Source organism: Novosphingobium sp. TK46, from assembly GCF_055361525.1.
The window spans coordinates 259,003-275,133 of sequence record NZ_CM143963.1 but is presented as its reverse complement, the minus strand read 5'-3'; the positions used below and the strand labels follow the sequence as shown (position 1 = coordinate 275,133).

The following is a 16,131-nucleotide window of genomic DNA, read 5'->3' as shown; positions in this document are numbered from 1 at the left end:
GAGGCCTTCCCGATGGGATAGAGAAATGGGAAAGCGCTTCGCCTCAGGAGCGAAGCTGATCCGGCGCCCGCAGGTCATTCAAAGTGCGTTCCGCAATGACCGAGATTGGCGGCGACGCAACGGCGTCCACCACGTCGAATGTAAGCGTAAACGGCGTAAAGTAGGTCTCCAGCAGGCGACCTGCCGCTTCGCGACGCTCGTCCGCCACCCGGAGCGCGATCGAGCAGTGCGGCGTCCAATTGGCTGGACGATATGGCGATTTGCATCGCGCTGGATCAATGATGCTGTGCGCACGGGCGTGCAGGTCGAACAAAGCTTGCTGCGGCTTCGGTGCAGCCCAGAGTATCAGGAACCCTTGTCGCCTTCTTTACGCGTTCCGGCAACACGCAGGTCATCGCCGGAACGGTGTATCGGCTTCATCGCACCACATTGTTCCAGATCCGTCCCGAGAGCCCCTATCCAGAAGACTACGAGCAGACCGTCGAACAGGCACGACAGAAGAGCGAGCGCGGATTCCGTTCGCCACTCGAGGCGCTCGTTCCAGATTTTGGCCGTTACACGACGGTCTATCTAGGTTTTCCCATCTGGGGCGAGACCGCTCCGCCGGTCATTCGCTCATTCCTGAAATCGCACGATTGGCGCAACAAGACCTTGCGGCCGTTCATCACGCATGGCGGCTATAACTTGGGAAACAGCATGGACATCGTTCGGAACGAAGCCATCGGCGCGACGATCGTGGAGCCCTTCGTGATGGAGGCCGATCAGGAACGCCGGACCCTCAACCAGGTCAAGCAGTGGCTCGGAGCATCAACGCCTGATCCTCTAAGCAAATGCCACCGCCAACAAAAGGAACGCACCATAATACTGCATCGACCCGGTAGCCTGCCTTAGCAGCCCGGCCCGGCTGATTTCTTTACCAGCACCGTGCGCATTGATCCGCTGAACGCACCCCCAGCACCCGCTCGCCACTCTTGCGCGGCAGTGACGTTCGAGCCCGGCGCGCGTTCGGCCTAGCATACCCATCCGTTCGGACAGACACTCGTGGTCACCGCCGGTTGCGGGTGGACCCAGTGCGAAGGCGAAGACATCGTCGAAATCCGCGCCGGTGACGTCATCTGGTGCCCGCCGGGCCATAAGCACTGGCACGGCGCCACTCCCACGACGGCCATGACCCATATCGCGATCCAGGAAGCCTTGGACGGTATCAGCGTCAGTTGGATGGAAAAGGTAAGCGACGAGCAGTACCTGGCCGGTCCGCAGCTAGGCTGATTTGCAGCGGCGCAAGGCAATCAGGATCAGGTGCTCCGACGTGCAGGGTGGAAAGCAATCCGTTCCACGCCGAACGCCCTCCTTGCGGCCACTGTGGTCCTAAGATGACGTGCGCGAAAGCGGCCCTTTGTTCATCTTCATGTTGGCGGCTGACCTGGTGCTAACAGACGCCAGCAAAGGGCGGCTTTCAGGCGGCGCGGCTTGCACCGTCGTCGTCTGGGTTGGCGGTGAAAGCGGTCATGATCCTGCCGTGTTGAACTGGGTAACGGAAATGACGGAACTCCCGCATACTCGTAAGTATGAGAGTTACTCACGTGGACATTTAGTGCCCAGGGGATAACCAGGCCGCGATCTGACGACTTTGCAGCGCTTGTTCAAAGGTCCAAACAAGACCGCCGCTCTTGTCTTCATGAAGCGTGTTGCAGCGTAAATGTCATCCAAGCTGGTAATGGACGAATTGGTCCCCTCAGATTTATGTCGCGTGCAACGTATTTCGAGAAATATATCTTTCAACTTACTTTTGCTAGAAATGTCCTTGTAGGTGAAATAAGAGACGCTGCCGCAATCAGCTGTCTTGTAGATCACACGCAGTTCGTCACCAAAATCATAAACATAGAACGGTGCTGCTGAAAACCCAACCCTAGTGTCCTTGTTCTCACAATAACGCTGTCTGTGGTTTGCACACTCGGCTTCAGAGTACATAGCGGCGCCAAATGCGCGGGTAGCCGGTTCATCAACCGTCAGGCCGGATGCAGCAGCGAAAAGCAAGCCAACGAATATACTCAGCATCTATAAGCCCCATCCTACCAACCATCGCATTATCGGCGACCGGTGAACGAATGATTGCGTCCGAGGCTTACATCAGTTGGTATGTTCGATCCTGGGGCGCGCACGGCCTGTCCGGAATAGAGCGATGATGCCAGCATAGCAGACCTGGCGTCGGCTTTCCCATTTCAGCATCGAATTTCGGGAATAGTCGCTACTCTCGGTCCGTCGCTTGATACCGGACGGCCCGTTCACGCCTAATCAAACGTCCAACGGTAGGGAAAGGTCCGATGGTCAGGATTGGATCGCGTAGACTACCTGTACTCGCACTTGCGTTTCGATAGCCCGGGGCTGCAATCCGACCACGACCGGCGGCGGTGGTGGAGGCGGGGGCGGTGCCGGGACCCGCGCCGCGGTGACAGTGATGTCATCATATGGGCCCGGGCCGTTGAAGCTCAGGTTGGAGACGCTGAGAACGCCGCCGAGCTTGACCCCAGAGGCGCGCGCGATCGCTTCCGCCTGAAGCTTGGCTTCGGCCAGAGCCTCCGTGATCCCGCGCCGTCGAACCTCCTTGTCCTCGGCGAGGAAGAAGCGTTCGATCCGCGGGTTGGTCGCTCCGAGCCGGCCGGCAAGCGACACCATCGTGCCGGCCTCGTTCACTGCGGCGGTGCGGACCTCCACTTGAAGATCGGCGGTATAGCCAACGATCGCGCATTCGCCGGTCGATAGACGCGGATTGCCATAGCCGTTGCGATTGCAGTCACGCCCACGCACCTCGGCGATCCCCACTTGCGCCGCACGGATGTCCGGCCGCGCGGAAATGCCGGCAAGTCCCTCCTCGATCGCCTTCCGCTTCGTCACCATTGCGCGTACGGCCTCGTCGCTGGTCGCGCCCTCCCCATGGACGGAGAAGCTGACGACGGCACGGTCGGGTGGGCTCTGGATCGTCGCGGCACTGCTGACGATGATCCGGGGATGCGGCTCCTCGAGGGGTTGACCTATCGCAGCGCTCGGCACGAGGGTCGCCAGAAGGGCTGCAAAACGGCGCATGACAATCTCCGGTAACCGAGCCACCAGCCTAGCCCATTGCGCCCCTGGGGCAAGCCACAACCGGACCACCTTGCTCACGCTCCGCCAAGCCACGAGCGGTGCTTACAGAGACCGTATCATAGGCCATTACGGTCTACTCGGCGCAGGCAATCGACATGGCAGAACCTGCCCGATTGGAACGGCGATTGGGACGGCCGAGCCGTCTCGAAGGGGATGGTTGAACGGGAAAGCGTGGTCCCTTCAGAAGCGCTTCTGCAGAAAAAAATCGCTTCTGACCGACAGGATGATCTTCCAATTCCCCAAAAACTTTGAATCCCAGCTTTTCATGGAAACCGCGAGCTTGAAACTCATAGGTATCAAGCCAAAGACCAATGCAGCCGTTCGCGAGAGCAATGCTCTCGGCTTCGTGCATCAACTTCTTGCCATAGCTGCCGCCTCGGTACTCCTCCGGGACAGCCAAAAGCTCCACAAACAGCCAGTCGTAAGCGCATTTACCCCATAAGCCGCCCACATGAGCGCGCCATGTTCATCGGTCAGCAATAGTGCGACTGATCGGATACGCGGATCGCCAGCATGGGCGATATTGTAAGCGCGAAGCGGCGCAATGACCGCTTCGCGATCGGTATCGGATGGGTTCTCGGGAATTATAATGTTGAGTGCCATAAGGCTGACTTAACCGAACTTCGTCACGGATCGAGGGCTTCTCAAAAACGAACGGCCAGCGAGACGGCCCAGACATTCCCAGAATGGATCCCCTATCGAGAAGCGGTTACAACGCCTCCGCTTTGTGAATTGCGATGCCCGAGAAGCTTTCCACGATCAGTGCTTCCCTCAAAACATCGGAGAGAGAGGGACCGGATAAGGGCAGGAATTTGCCCCCAATGCGTGCTTGTTCCCAATTTGCGTATTGCTGAACACAATTCTGGGTTTCGCATCAATATCACGAACCGGTCGGGATTTGATCGAGTCTGTTTTGCCGATCCAAATCCATTGCTGGACGCCACAAATGATTTGTTACCAGAACCATCGTAGAATGAACGCGATTAGGCCCACGATTCATTGATCATGCCAGAAGATGACGGTGGTGGCGAGGGTGATGGCGCCAGTCTTTCAGACGTTCGAACATAATCTAGATACGGCTCCTGATTCTTCAGGCGCTTTGTTTTTTGCAACGCTGGAGCAAATTTAAAGCGTTTGATGGGCTGCGGCCGGCATCATACTGCAAGCGCGGCGGGTCGGCGCCCGTCACAAGTTAAGGATAGGCGCATGGCTAGAAGTTATCGAAAGCTATGGCGAACGGCATGGGCGGCGGCGTTGCCGTCGGCCGTCGGCCTATCGGCGATGAGCGCCGTCCATGCGACCGAGCCGCCCGTGCCGTTGTTGCCGAAGGTAACGCCCATCCCGGTGAAGGTCATCGTCGTCGCCAATTTCGAGCCGGACAAGGATGTCGGCGATGCGCCCGGCGAGTTCCAGTTCTGGGCCGAGCGTGAGAAGCTGGACGAGGCGATCCCGATCCGCGGCGCGCTGCACCCGTTGCGGCGCAACGCTCGGGGCCTCTATGGCATGGTCTGGGGCAGCCCAGATACCATGCTGGGCGGCGTGTCCGAACAGTTCATGGCACTGCTGCTCGATCCCCGGTTCGATTTCTCCAAGACTTACTGGCTGTTTACCGGAATCTCCGGGGTCGACCCGCAGGTCGCCTCCGTCGGCAGCGCGGCGTGGTCCCGCTGGGTCGTGCAGGGCGACACCCTGCGTGAGTTCGACGATCGTGAGGTGCCAAAGGACTGGCGTTACGGCCTCTTTGCGATTGGGGCCGAAAAGCCCAACCAATTGCCAAGCGCGACGCAGGACTTCGCCGCGTTCACCGATACTGGCAAGCTTTCCATGGCGGCCAAGCTCAACCAGGGACTTGCCTACTGGGCTTATGACATGACGAAGAGCGTGCCGATCCCGGACAGTCCCGAGCTGGCGAAGGATCGCGCGCGATGGCGGGGTTTCCCCAATGCGCAGAAGCCCCCGTTCGTGCTGCTGGGTGAGACGCTCGGTTCTGTGCGCTACTGGCACGGCCCCGGACGTACGCAGTGGGCGCGCGATTGGGTCAAGCTGTGGACCGGCGGGAAGGGCCGCTTCGCCATGACCAACATGGAAAGCCAGTCGATGGCCGGCGTCGTTTCGATCGCCGGCAAGCTCGGGCTGGTCGATCCCGCGCGTGTCTTGGTGCTGCGTACCGGCAGCAATCCCTCCATGCCGCCTCCGGGCGTCTCGGCAGTGGCGAGCGTCGCCAACGAAGGCGCCGGGCAGAAGGCTGCGTTCGAAGCCAATTACCGCGTCGGCGCGTCTGTCGTGCACGCGCTTCTGGCGAACTGGGCCAGGTACAAGGACACCATCCCTGAGGCGCCCGCTCCGTGAGAGCGAGCTTGCGCCTGTTCACGGCGTGCGCCTTGGCGCTGGCAATAGCCGCGCTTGCAGTGACCGGTACACCGCCCGCGCATGCCGACGAGGTGGCTGCCGCCGCGGCCTTTGCCGCGGTGAAGGACAACGCTGCGCAGCTTCGGGTTTTTCTGCAGGTGATGCCCAAGGGTGGCGACCTGCACAATCACCTGAGCGGCACGCCCTATGCCGAGGACTATCTCCAAGCCGCGGCGGCCAAGGGGCTGTGTGTCGATGCGGCGGGAACTGCGCTCGCCCCCGCGCCTTGTTCGGCCGAACGCACCGTCGCGGCGCTCGCCGTGCACGATCCGTTCGCCTTCGCGCGATTGGTCGATGGTTTGTCGACTCGCGGATTTCAGCAGGGCGTCGGCTTCGGGACCACGTCGAGCCACGATCAGTTCTTCGCCAGCTTTCGCCGGTTCGACCCGGCTTTCGCCGTCGATGTGGCCCGATGGCTGGCGGTGGCCCGGCGTAACGCGGCACGCGACCACGCCATTTACCTGGAGTTGATGCACGACCCCAAAGCCTTGGTGGACTACACAATGGCCGCAAACGAGGAGCCGCTGCTCACGGACCAGATCGCCGACACCTACAAGCGCGAGGCGCCGTTGCTCGAAGCGGTGATCAAGCAGAGCATGGCCGAAGTGGACGGTTTGGAGGCTCGGGCGAGCCGGCGGCTGGGTTGCGGTGGCAAGGCTGCGGATCCCGCCTGCGACGTGACCGTGCGTTACCTTGGCTTCGCGTGGCGTGGAGTGGCGCCCAGGCGCGCCTTCCGTTCGCTCCTTTGCGCCTTCGCGCTGGCCGACGCCGACCCGCGTTTTGTCGGCGTCAACATCGTCATGCCCGAGGACGACCCGGTCGCGCTGCGCGGCTACGACCTGCACATGGCGATGTTCCGCTTTCTGGCGGCACGTTATCCTCAGGTTCACATCTCGATGCATGCGGGCGAACTCGCGCTAGGGCTGGTGCCGCCGGACGACCTGCGCGACCATATTACCGAGGCCGTGGCCGCAGGCGCGCAACGTATCGGACACGGTACGGACATAGCCTATGAGGACGACGCGAACGCCACGCTCGCCCGTATGGCGCGCGACCATGTCGCCGTTGAAATTAACCTGACTAGTAACGCGGTGATCTTGGGCGTTTTCGGCGGCATGCATCCCTTAAAGCTGTATCGCAGCCACGGCGTTCCGGTGGTGCTGTCGACCGACGACGCCGGTGTGCTTCGCTCCGACCTCACCAACGAGTACCAGCGCGCCGTGACCGAGCAAGGCATGGACTATGCCGACCTGAAGGATCTGGCGCGCGCCAGCCTGCAGTATGCCTTCATTGCCGCTCGCGACAAGGCTCGACTACAGGGAGAGTTGAAGACCGCTTTCGAACGCTTTGAAAATACATTCCCCACCGCCGGCAACAGTGCAACGCCTTAAATCATCAGCGGCATGCCAGACTGAAATCGTTCGTACCGATGGCGTTCCAGCCCTCGTGCCCGTGGCTGATGACATCCAGCACCCTGAGCTAATGCGGGATCGTATAGGGCTCGGTCAAAGGGGTCACTACACAAAAGTGAGTTTTACGTACGCTAACCGCAAACAAAGAGAGAACGGTGCATACTGAGGATGACAATGGTCCACTTCATTGGACCATATTAATGAAGCCGACCGTCTCGATTACGCAACCGGCATTGATCTTTTGAAATAGTGAAAAGGCATCCAGCTGAATACAAATATCCATCCCACCTTCTTCATCTCCGGATTCATCGACGCAGCGCCGATCGTTCGCCAGCCGTTTCGTGTCTCACAAACGAACGGCCAGCGAGGCAACCGAGCCATTCCCGTTAGGATCGAATTTCGGGAATACCAAAGCCTCCCCGGTATTTTGGTCTAGGAAACCATGGCCTTCGCAGCGAACTACCGGTGCAGTGTCTCATGATCCTCAATATGCCGTTTTCGACGATCAAATCTATCAGCGGGCTGCGCGGCACTCCGAAGAGACGAGTTCTAGCTCCGGGTAGGCTGCCAGCGGTTCATCTCGCGTCCTGGTGCAGTGCCGGCCGGAGTGGAAGTCAACTCGATCAATGTACCCCATGGTGCCCGAACATAATGCATTGCATTGCCGGGCCCTTCTTCCGCCCCAAACAATGGGTTCAGCCCGCGAAGCTGCGTACCTCCCGCCGCCAATACTCGACGAAGCACCTCTGCAATGTCGTCACAGTAGACGGCGAAGTGCTGGAGCCCGAGCGCACCGATCCCGTGGACCCCGGGCACGGTATCCTTGATCTCGAACAGTTCAATGTTGCGCTGTCGCCAAGGCGAACGATGCGGGTCGCAATGACACGTTGAGTTTGGTTCAGCGCGACCGTCGCGGCGAGATCCTCGGGTGACCGGCGCGGTAGACCATCAACTACTGTATCGTAGACGACGGTTGCGTTGAATGCCTGACTTAGGAACCGGGTCGCCGCTTCCACGTCAGGCACCGTAATCCCAATGTGATCGATCCCGCGTACATTGCCGGCCATGCTGGCATCGGGTGTCATGGTCGAGCCAGGAATGAGGTAATTAGTGGGTCCAGCGCCGGCGCGCATTCCTCGGGAACCCAGTGACCGCACCCGGGCAGCACGTGCGCCTCGACGTTGGTGGCGTAGCGTCGGATGTTTTCCGGCTGCTTTGCGCCGAAGCCGCCATTGCCACCCCCGCCAACGGCAAGAACCGGCATGGTCAGCTTGCTCGCCGCCAATGCCTGATTTTGCACGATCGATCGGGGTAACGCGCGGTAATATTCGAAGGCGTGATGGAACGTCTGCGGCTTTGCATAGGAGCGGACGTAGCGATCGATCAACGCATCGGTGAACACCGCCTGGTTGCTTGCATGATGGCGAATGAAGTGCGTCAGGAACAGCCGCTCATTGCCTTTCACCATCGCGTCCGCCAGCTGATCGTCGGCTGCGAAAAAGCTATGATGCCAACCCGCTGCCTCGCCGGTCGAGACGAACGCGGGTAGCGAATAGAGCGTGTCGTCGGGTACAGTCGCTTCTATGAAAGCGGCCTTGACGATGTCGGCGGGGTGGCGCGCAACCATCGGATAGCTGTTCCAGATGCCGATATCGTGCGCGACCAGATAGAAAGGTTTGTCCGGGCTGAAACGCTTGGCGAATTTGTACAGATAGTCGGAAATGTCGACGCCGGTGTAGGACGTGCGGGGTCCTTCCGACAGGCCAAGACCCGGCAGCTCGACCGCCACCACCGTATAGCGCCCGGCAAGTTCCGGCATGAGGCGGTTCCACTCATACCATGTCTGCCCAAAACCGTGGACGAGGAGCACGAGCGGGCCTCGACCGCCGCGCACGAAATGCAGCTTCACGCCGTCAATGGTTTCGTAACCGTCGCTAAATCCATCAGGAATCGGAAATTCCTCATGCGCGGCGGGTAGAACAGCACGCGGCGCGGCTTGGATCGGCGTTGCTGTCATAGCGAGTGCAGCAAGCGCAAAGGAGATGCTGTAGGGCTTCATGTCTGAACCTCGTTCTCGAAGAAAAGGGGCGGGTCAGCGGCGCGACGGCGCGCGGTGACCGGGTGGAAAGGCGAAACGGCGTGCGGCCAGCGCGATGAGAAAGGCTATCAGGGCCAGCGCCGCGACAGTGGGCGGCAACAGCGAGGTCCCTCCCGTCGTGAGCAGCGCACCGCCGAGCGCACCGCTGACCGCGATCGCCAGGTTCCACGCCGTGGTCACCATCGCCTGCGCCAGATCGACGCCATCACCGGCCGCGTCTGCCGACGCCGTCTGCATCATCGCTCCGGCACCGCCAAAGCCGAGGCCCCAGATGACGGCCGCCGCATAGACGGCGATGCCCTGTCCGCCGGCAATCGTGAGGAGCACCGCGACCGCCGCGAACGATCCGATCGCAAGCAGTACCAGCACACGGAGCATCCGATCCACCAGTCGCCCTACGGTCCAGATGCCGGCGAGCGAACTGAAACCGAATGCAAGCAGCACGAGATCGACCCGAACGGCCGCAGCCGTCGCGAACGGCGCAATGTAGGTATACAGGATGTTGTGCGCCGTCATCCAGGTTAGGATGACGAGCAGAATCGGCACGACTCCCGGCGTGGCTATGACCCGGCGTAGCGACGGACGATCATCGCCCGTCCGGCCAGGCGCATCGGGCACTTTTGCGATGATCCAGCCGATCAGCACGACGCTGAGCGCGGAGAGGACCAGAAACGACCCGCGCCAACCAACCAGACCACCCAGGAAGGTCCCCAAGGGCACCCCTAGCGAGAGCGCCAGCGGCACGCCAACCATGGCAAGCGCCATGCCCGGGCCGGTCTGGTCCGGACGTACGATGCTGCGCGCGTAACCCGCGAGAATCCCCCAGGCGAGCCCCGCTGCGCACCCGGCGACGAACCGCGCGACCAGCACGAGGCTGATAGACCCTGCCCATGCCGTCAGCGTATTCCCGACAACGAAGCAGATGATGGTACCGAGCAATAACGGCCGGCGGGGAAGGCCTTGGGTCAAGCTGGTAAGCGGAATCGCCGCGAGCAAGGACCCCAGAGCATAGACCGCAACAAGTTGTCCCGCGATTGCTTCAGAGATCCGCAGGCCAGAGGCAATTTGCGGCAGCAAGCCAGCGGGAAGCGTCTCGGTAACGATGCACAGGAAGCCACTGGCGGCGAGGCCTGACAGTGCTGCGGTAGGGAGTGCGGTACGCGGCACCGCCCCGGTTTCGACGAGGCCACCGTCGGCAATGCCCGGAGCATCAACCTCAACCGCGACTACGCCAAAGTGGACGCGCCCGAGACCCGCGCGATGATCGCATTGCTGCGCCGGCTGGATCCGATCCTCTATATCGACTGCCATGTCAGCGACGGTTTCGATATGCAGTACGACGTCACCTTCAACCGTAGCGCGGGCGGCGCGTGACCAGCACGCGGAAGGTGGTTGGTACGACATCGAGCCGCTCGGCCACATCCTCGCCGATCTGGTAAAGTGCGCCTCCACAGCACGGACAAGCCTTGTCCTCAACATCGACGATCTGTTCGATCCGCTCGAGATGAGCCGGCAACGAACCGCGGTTGGTCTTGCGCGGCCGCTCAATCGGCGTCCGACTTGCCTTGTCGCGAGCGTGCTCGGCCTGGGCCAATGCCGCCTCAACCTCTTCGAGAGCCCGCTCGAACTGATCGGGATCGAGTTGTTCGGAACGGCGACCGAAACGGTGGCGTTGCAAGGCGTCGATGATTGCCTTCAGGCGCTCTACCTCAGCCTTGAAAACCTTGAGCGCATCGAGCTCGCGAGCCTGTTCGAGGACCAGCACGCGGAGCGCTTCGATGTCCTCGGAAAGATCCGCTTCCATGAGCATGGAAGCATTGAATCAGCAGTCAAAAGCCCCGTCAACCGGCAATCTGCGGGGCGATCGGTCGTCGCCAGCCATGCACCCGACGTCAGTCCAGACCCTCTAGCAAAGCGCCGAGCTGCGCCGCCGTCAGCCGCATAACGCCGTCCTGGATGCCCGGCCACTTGAAACCGCCGGATTCCAGCTTTTTGGCCATTAGGCACAGACCCGTGCCATCCCACCAAACGAGCTTGATACGGCCCGAGCGCTTCGCCCGGAACACGTAGATTACGCCCGAAAACGGATCGCCGCCGTACTCCTTGCCGACCAGCGCCGCCAACGCGTCAGGTCCTCTGCGGAAATCCACGGGGCGCGTCGCCACCATCACGCGCGCGTTGGCGCCCGGTCCGATCACCGGGTTGCCTTTAGCGCTTCGATCACCGCAGCAATCACACCAGCATCGGCGCCGCGCGCAATCGTTACCGCTACGCCGTCAATCTCCAGTTCTACCGCAGCTGTTGGCGCACGCCGCCTCCGCCGGGCTCGGCGCGCAGGTGCTGGATCCGGTCGCGGACCCAACTCGACCACTGCGGGGACAAACGTCGCGGCGACCGGCTCTGCCGACGAAGGTGCCGGTCCTTGGTCCGCCAGTTGCTTGTGCAAATCCTTCCGCCAGGCATAGACCTGCGAAGGGTCAGGGCCATGGCGACGGGCAACAGCGCCGACACCTTCGTTGCCTGCATAGCACTCCGCCACGATCGACGCCTTGACCTCCGATGGCCAATCGCGCCGCTTGCCCGCACCGGTGAATATCTCAAACCGCTGCGGGCCCTTGCTCACAGGATGATCACACGGGATTATCATAGGACTAGCGCCTCGGCCCAAATCAGGCCGCGCAAGCTCAACGCTGGACGTTACCCGCGCAAGGTGGGGGCCGCACAGCGCTTACGCAGCACGCGATCCTCGCGCCGCTCGACAAATCCACGGTTTAGAACACAGAATCCCAGTGAGCGAGGCGGTCGCACCAGCTAGACCAGTTGTACGGGACGCCGACATGGGACCTTCTTTATGCATTTAGACTCAGAGGTGGCAGAGCGTAGGAGTGGACCTGAACCTCCTTTTGGCATCATATAGCGCGAGATCGGCACTCACGAACAGCTCTTCGGCGTCATACGAATGTGAATCGGAAGGGATGGCGAGGCCGCTCGTTGCCGCGATGGTGAACATATGCTCCCGCCAAAGGATTGGTGCGCGCAGCCTGGTCAGAAAGCGGGCCACGTGCGCCTCAATCAACAGTTTCGGCTCTTCGTCGCCGACGATCACGGCAAATTCATCTCCGCCTATTCGTGCGATCAGCAGGGCCTTCGGGAAGTTGGCGGACAAACGTTCCGCAAAGACTCTCAGGCAGGCATCGCCAGCGGCATGGCCCAAGCGGTCATTGATGCTCTTAAAGCCGTCCAGGTCGAAAAGAATAAGGGCGCCAAGCCGCATGACAGATGAAGTGAGCCGGTGCCTGTTGAGGAAGCGATCTTCATATACGGCGCGACTTGCCAGGCCGGTAAGCGTGTCGTTCTCCGCAAGACGTCGCAGTTCTTCAGAGCGGGACTTCTCCTCCGTAATGTCCTGCTTCAGGCCATGCAGATGAGGGGTCCCGTGCTTATCATCGGTCACCTCCCCAGTTATCCGCATCCACCGCTTGTCGCCCGTTGCACGCTCAATCTGGGCGTCGAGAGTGAAAGTGCCACGCTTGGCGATTGTCTGCGTTCGCAGTCGCTCCAAGGCTTCACGGGACTCCTCAGTGTACATTTCCACAGTCTGTCGCCGGTCAAGAGCTGTTCTAACCGAAAGGCCGAATAGATCGTAGACGCCGGTGCTCCAGTTCAGACGATTGTCCGCAAGATTGCATGACCAAGCACCGATCTTTGCCAAAGCCATCGCGCGGTCGAGTAGTGGATCCATTTGTCCGAGACAATGCAATCCAGACCCGCTTGGCCAGCTGCTGTTCCCTTCGGGCGATTGCGGACGAACCTGTTGGATGAGCGTCGACATCCTCTACGTCTTAGTGCCGGTATCTTAAAAGACTATGCTCGGTGGGTGAGAGCAAAAGATCCTAGCCTCGAAGCTGCCACTTCCGCGATGAACAGCCAGAAGGTTGCAGCTGCCGGATTATATCCTGAATGCAATCAATTGCGGTGGGACCGGCGCGCTCGGTCTCAGCCAATCTGATGCAAACCGGCATCAGAATGATAGCAGGCAGGGCGGCGGCGGATGTTGACAGAGGTCAACGCGCTCATTCGAGCTGTTCAGATTGCACAGTCAAATTTGTTACGGTCGGCTCGGCACTGGTTGTTTTGTTAACGCGAGAACGTATCCAGGGGCCCGGATTAGGACGCAACAATGGTTAGAATGAGGCCCACTGTTCAGCCTCAGGCCGCGCCTTGATGGCGCAAACGCGTTGAGCCACAGGTCGCACTTTCGGCTTGTCCCACGCCATAGCGGATACTGGGCGCTTCTTTGCCTCACCAATGTCAAACCGTGCGGTCGCATCAGTCAACTGGCTGACCTCGCCTGCAAGGTTGCGCGCAGCTGCCGAGGTCTGCTCGACCATCGCGGCATTCTGTTGAGTCGCCTGGTCCATCGCTTCGACAGTAGCCGTGATTTCACTAATGGCGCTCGCCTGCGCATTGTTGTCCTTGGCGATGTTGCCAAGCAGATCATGGACCTCGGAAACGTTGTTGGAGATGCCCACGAAGGCGTCATCCACCTTGCGTACCATTTCGACTGCGGAGGTAATTTCGGTTTGCGTCGTCGTCAGCTGATCGCGGGCGCGACCCGCTTCTTCCTCTGCGCGCATTGCCAGGGCGGAGACGAGATCTGCGACGACCGCGAAGCCACGGCCCGATTCCCCGGCGCGACCTGCCTCCACGGCGGCATTCATGGCGAGGACCCGTGTTTGGAAGGCGATCTTGTCGAGGCCTTCGATGACGCTATCGATGCCCTTGGCACTATCGGCAACGCGTCCCATGGCTGATACCGCCTCGTCGGCGATCTCGCGTCCGCTGGAGACCGTACCGATTGCGGCATCGGCGCGCATGACGGTGCGCGCAGCGGCGGTGGCGGTTTGCTTCAGGCGTTCATCCATCTGGGAAATTGCCGCCGTGGTCTCTCCCAGGTTGGCAGCGCTCGCTTCGGTTCTGCGCGCGAGATCTTCAGAAGCGTGCGCAATTTCGCTCGCACCAGTCTCGATCGTCGTTGCGCTTGTCGACACCGCCCCGATCAACTCACGCAAGCTTTCCAGCGTGAGGTTGTAGTCCTCGCGAAGTACCGCGTACGTTGCGGGAAATTGCTGATCGATGGATGCCATAAGGTCGCCTGCGCGAAGGCGTCCAAGATGCTCGCCGAGCGACTGCACGATCTCGGCTTGCTCGGCTGCCTGGCGCTGCTGCTCGACGGCGGCATCACGGAAGGTCAGCATCGCCTTGGTCATGCGCCCAACGCAGTCTTTGTAGTGGGTATAGGCCACCGGACTGCGAAGATCGCCGGCGGCCAGGCCTTCCATGCGCACCACCGTTTCGACGTAGGGGTCGGCGATCGCCGACCGAAACTTCATCGCGACGATGACGGCGGCAACAAGTATCGCAAGATGAAGTGCGGCGCCGATCCAGCCATCAAGGAAAATGGCAATCATCGCGGCAAGCGCTACCGCGCCAATCATCGTTCCAAACGCTATTTGGAGCTTTTTCCTTATTGGTGCTTCAACCGTGAACCACTCCATGTTCGAAAATCCCCGTCATGCAAGCATCATTTTTTTGGCGACTGGCAGTGCACGAATCATAGACGGATTTAATTCGAACAGAACAAATCCATGCTAAAAAGTTCAGGTTCCGTACCTTGGATCTGCTAATGCTGTTTGTCCCAACAGTGCGGCGCCGGCTCGTTTTATTCGAGAACGCACTCGCGGCCGGTCGCGGTAAATCGGCGAGTGGGCCCAGCGCCGATCACAAGGACGAAGAGCTACGTTTGCCCGCCGCGCACGAACGGCTGCTAACAAGAAACGATTTCATCTGCTAACAGACGCCGGCACGGCTGCAGTAGTTGGGGCCCCGAGCCCCACTGCACATGCATCATGCCTGCCGGTTAACAAAGCTGTCGCTACTTCTAGTGTTAACCATGCTTCATTGAACAGTTGTATCGGCGATTGCGGCAGTGCCCATGGCGCCGCGACGTCTTGATAACGTCTGCTGCTTTGTGAGTGGGGCACCGAGCGCTTTTCGTTCAGGTAGTTGGGGTTTGAGTAGCCCCGAGTTTTCTAGACGCCTTCCAGTTTCAAAATCTGCTGCCGTTCGAATCGGACGGGCGACAGCATGCCGGTCCTGACGTGCTTACGCACCGGATTGTAGAGCATCTCGATGTAATCGAACACGTCCTGCCGGGCTTCCTCACGGGTTTTGTAGGCGCGGCGCCGGATGCGCTCACGCTTGAGCGAGGAGAAGAAACTCTCGGCGACGGCGTTGTCATGGCAGTTACCGCGTCGGCTCATTGAGTGCTCAAGATTGTGAGCCCTTATGAACGCGGCCCAGTCCATGCTGGTGAACTGCGAGCCCTGGTCCGAGTGGATCAGCACCTGGTGCTTTGGCTTACGCCGCCATACCGCCATGTGCAGCGCCTGCAGCACCACATCGGTGGTCTGGCGGCTTTGCATCGACCAACCCACCACGCGGCGGGAGTACAGGTCGATCACGACAGCCAGATAGGCGAATCCTTCCAGAGTAAATAGCCTCTAGTCTCTTAGACGCCTTCTGCTTTCAAAATCTGCTGAGGCCTCTGTTCGATGAATGGGGGGCGGGCTTGGCGCTGGCTCTCCCGTTTAACCATCGCCCGGCAGCAGCGCGCGCTGCGCCATAGCTACGTGAAACAAGCTCAGCGTGGCGATCCGCTGTGCGAAGCCGGCGGTGATATCCCGATCCACATGCTGTCAGGCATGATCCGCTAGTCGGCGACGCTGACCTCAATGCTTGTGCCGGTCGTATCGATTGGGAAGATCGAGGCGCTCGAAGCATCCTCCACATACAGCACCTTGCCGCCGGGCATCGCGGTGTCGAATGTACCTTCATCACCGCGACGGTGCTGACGGCCTATGTCCGACGACGATGGCCGGCTTCGCCCTCATTCCGGCCGCTGAGGGCGCAAGATGACGTGCGCGAAAGCAGACCGTCGTTCATCTCCATCGTCGCGCGGGACGCGGCTGCCAAGAGGCGCTGGCGACGTCAGCTTACGGGCTTGTC

The 16,131-nt window shown here is 60.5% G+C and carries 14 protein-coding genes and 3 pseudogenes; 4 read left to right on the top strand and 13 right to left on the bottom strand.

All coding sequences use genetic code 11. The annotated features are described in order from the left end of the window. Positions 1–43: 43 nt before the first annotated feature. Entirely contained in the window at positions 44–313 is a 270-nt protein-coding gene (locus ACXJ1Z_RS01240; protein WP_463778941.1) for a hypothetical protein, read from the bottom strand. 17 nt (positions 314–330) lie between these two features. Between ACXJ1Z_RS01240 and ACXJ1Z_RS01235 the strand changes: the two genes are divergently transcribed. Both ACXJ1Z_RS01235 and ACXJ1Z_RS01230 read left to right on the top strand, forming a co-directional pair. Continuing rightward, a complete protein-coding gene (locus ACXJ1Z_RS01235; RefSeq protein WP_463778939.1) occupies positions 331–891 on the top strand; it encodes a flavodoxin in 561 nt (186 codons plus the stop codon). A 135-nt stretch (positions 892–1,026) separates the two neighbouring features. Beyond that, a pseudogene (locus tag ACXJ1Z_RS01230) lies at positions 1,027–1,269 on the top strand (cupin domain-containing protein); the annotation flags it as partial. 306 nt (positions 1,270–1,575) lie between these two features. Here the strand turns inward: ACXJ1Z_RS01230 and ACXJ1Z_RS01225 are convergent. The 3 genes from ACXJ1Z_RS01225 to ACXJ1Z_RS01215 all read right to left on the bottom strand — a co-directional run bounded on the left by ACXJ1Z_RS01225 (position 1,576) and on the right by ACXJ1Z_RS01215 (position 3,595). Further along, complete coding sequence (locus ACXJ1Z_RS01225) at positions 1,576–2,058, bottom strand: hypothetical protein (protein ID WP_463778938.1); 483 nt, start codon at positions 2,056–2,058, stop codon at positions 1,576–1,578. A gap of 270 nt (positions 2,059–2,328) precedes the next feature. Continuing rightward, positions 2,329–3,084 carry an SIMPL domain-containing protein gene (locus ACXJ1Z_RS01220; RefSeq protein ID WP_463778937.1) on the bottom strand — a complete coding sequence of 252 codons (756 nt, stop codon included), beginning with the start codon at positions 3,082–3,084 and terminating at the stop codon, positions 2,329–2,331. A gap of 133 nt (positions 3,085–3,217) precedes the next feature. Next, positions 3,218–3,595 carry a GNAT family N-acetyltransferase gene (locus ACXJ1Z_RS01215; RefSeq protein WP_463778935.1) on the bottom strand — a complete coding sequence of 126 codons (378 nt, stop codon included), beginning with the start codon at positions 3,593–3,595 and terminating at the stop codon, positions 3,218–3,220. 830 nt (positions 3,596–4,425) lie between these two features. Between ACXJ1Z_RS01215 and ACXJ1Z_RS01210 the strand changes: the two genes are divergently transcribed. After that, positions 4,426–5,493: a purine nucleoside permease gene (locus ACXJ1Z_RS01210; RefSeq protein ID WP_463778934.1), complete on the top strand. Its 1,068-nt coding sequence runs from the start codon at positions 4,426–4,428 to the stop codon at positions 5,491–5,493. Beyond that, positions 5,490–6,944: an adenosine deaminase family protein gene (locus ACXJ1Z_RS01205; protein WP_463778933.1), complete on the top strand. Its 1,455-nt coding sequence runs from the start codon at positions 5,490–5,492 to the stop codon at positions 6,942–6,944. Before ACXJ1Z_RS01210 ends, ACXJ1Z_RS01205 begins: the two co-directional genes overlap by 4 nt. 716 nt (positions 6,945–7,660) lie before the next feature. Here the strand turns inward: ACXJ1Z_RS01205 and ACXJ1Z_RS01200 are convergent. The 9 genes and pseudogenes from ACXJ1Z_RS01200 to ACXJ1Z_RS01160 all read right to left on the bottom strand — a co-directional run. Next, positions 7,661–8,032, bottom strand: coding sequence for a VOC family protein (locus ACXJ1Z_RS01200; RefSeq protein ID WP_463778931.1), 372 nt, complete (start codon positions 8,030–8,032; stop codon positions 7,661–7,663). Between the two features lie 14 nt (positions 8,033–8,046). Continuing rightward, positions 8,047–9,024, bottom strand: a complete 978-nt coding sequence (locus tag ACXJ1Z_RS01195; protein ID WP_463778930.1) for an alpha/beta fold hydrolase — start codon at positions 9,022–9,024, stop codon at positions 8,047–8,049. A 33-nt stretch (positions 9,025–9,057) separates the two neighbouring features. Next, positions 9,058–10,374: an MFS transporter gene (locus ACXJ1Z_RS01190; protein WP_463778928.1), complete on the bottom strand. Its 1,317-nt coding sequence runs from the start codon at positions 10,372–10,374 to the stop codon at positions 9,058–9,060. A 40-nt stretch (positions 10,375–10,414) separates the two neighbouring features. Further along, positions 10,415–10,873: pseudogene (locus ACXJ1Z_RS01185) on the bottom strand (transposase domain-containing protein); the annotation flags it as partial. Positions 10,874–10,955: 82 nt separating this feature from the next. After that, positions 10,956–11,261, bottom strand: coding sequence for an IS66 family insertion sequence element accessory protein TnpB (gene tnpB, locus ACXJ1Z_RS01180; RefSeq protein ID WP_463778926.1), 306 nt, complete (start codon positions 11,259–11,261; stop codon positions 10,956–10,958). Next, on the bottom strand, positions 11,258–11,710 hold the full coding sequence (gene tnpA / locus ACXJ1Z_RS01175; RefSeq protein WP_463778924.1) for an IS66-like element accessory protein TnpA: 453 nt from the start codon (positions 11,708–11,710) through the stop codon (positions 11,258–11,260). The genes tnpB and tnpA overlap by 4 nt, the downstream gene beginning before the upstream one ends. 216 nt (positions 11,711–11,926) lie before the next feature. After that, positions 11,927–12,805 (bottom strand): diguanylate cyclase domain-containing protein, encoded by an 879-nt coding sequence (locus ACXJ1Z_RS01170; RefSeq protein WP_463778922.1) that lies wholly within the window; start codon positions 12,803–12,805, stop codon positions 11,927–11,929. A 442-nt stretch (positions 12,806–13,247) separates the two neighbouring features. Then, entirely contained in the window at positions 13,248–14,621 is a 1,374-nt protein-coding gene (locus ACXJ1Z_RS01165; RefSeq protein WP_463778920.1) for a methyl-accepting chemotaxis protein, read from the bottom strand. A gap of 534 nt (positions 14,622–15,155) precedes the next feature. After that, positions 15,156–15,617: pseudogene (locus tag ACXJ1Z_RS01160) on the bottom strand (IS3 family transposase); the annotation flags it as partial. Positions 15,618–16,131 lie beyond the last annotated feature (514 nt).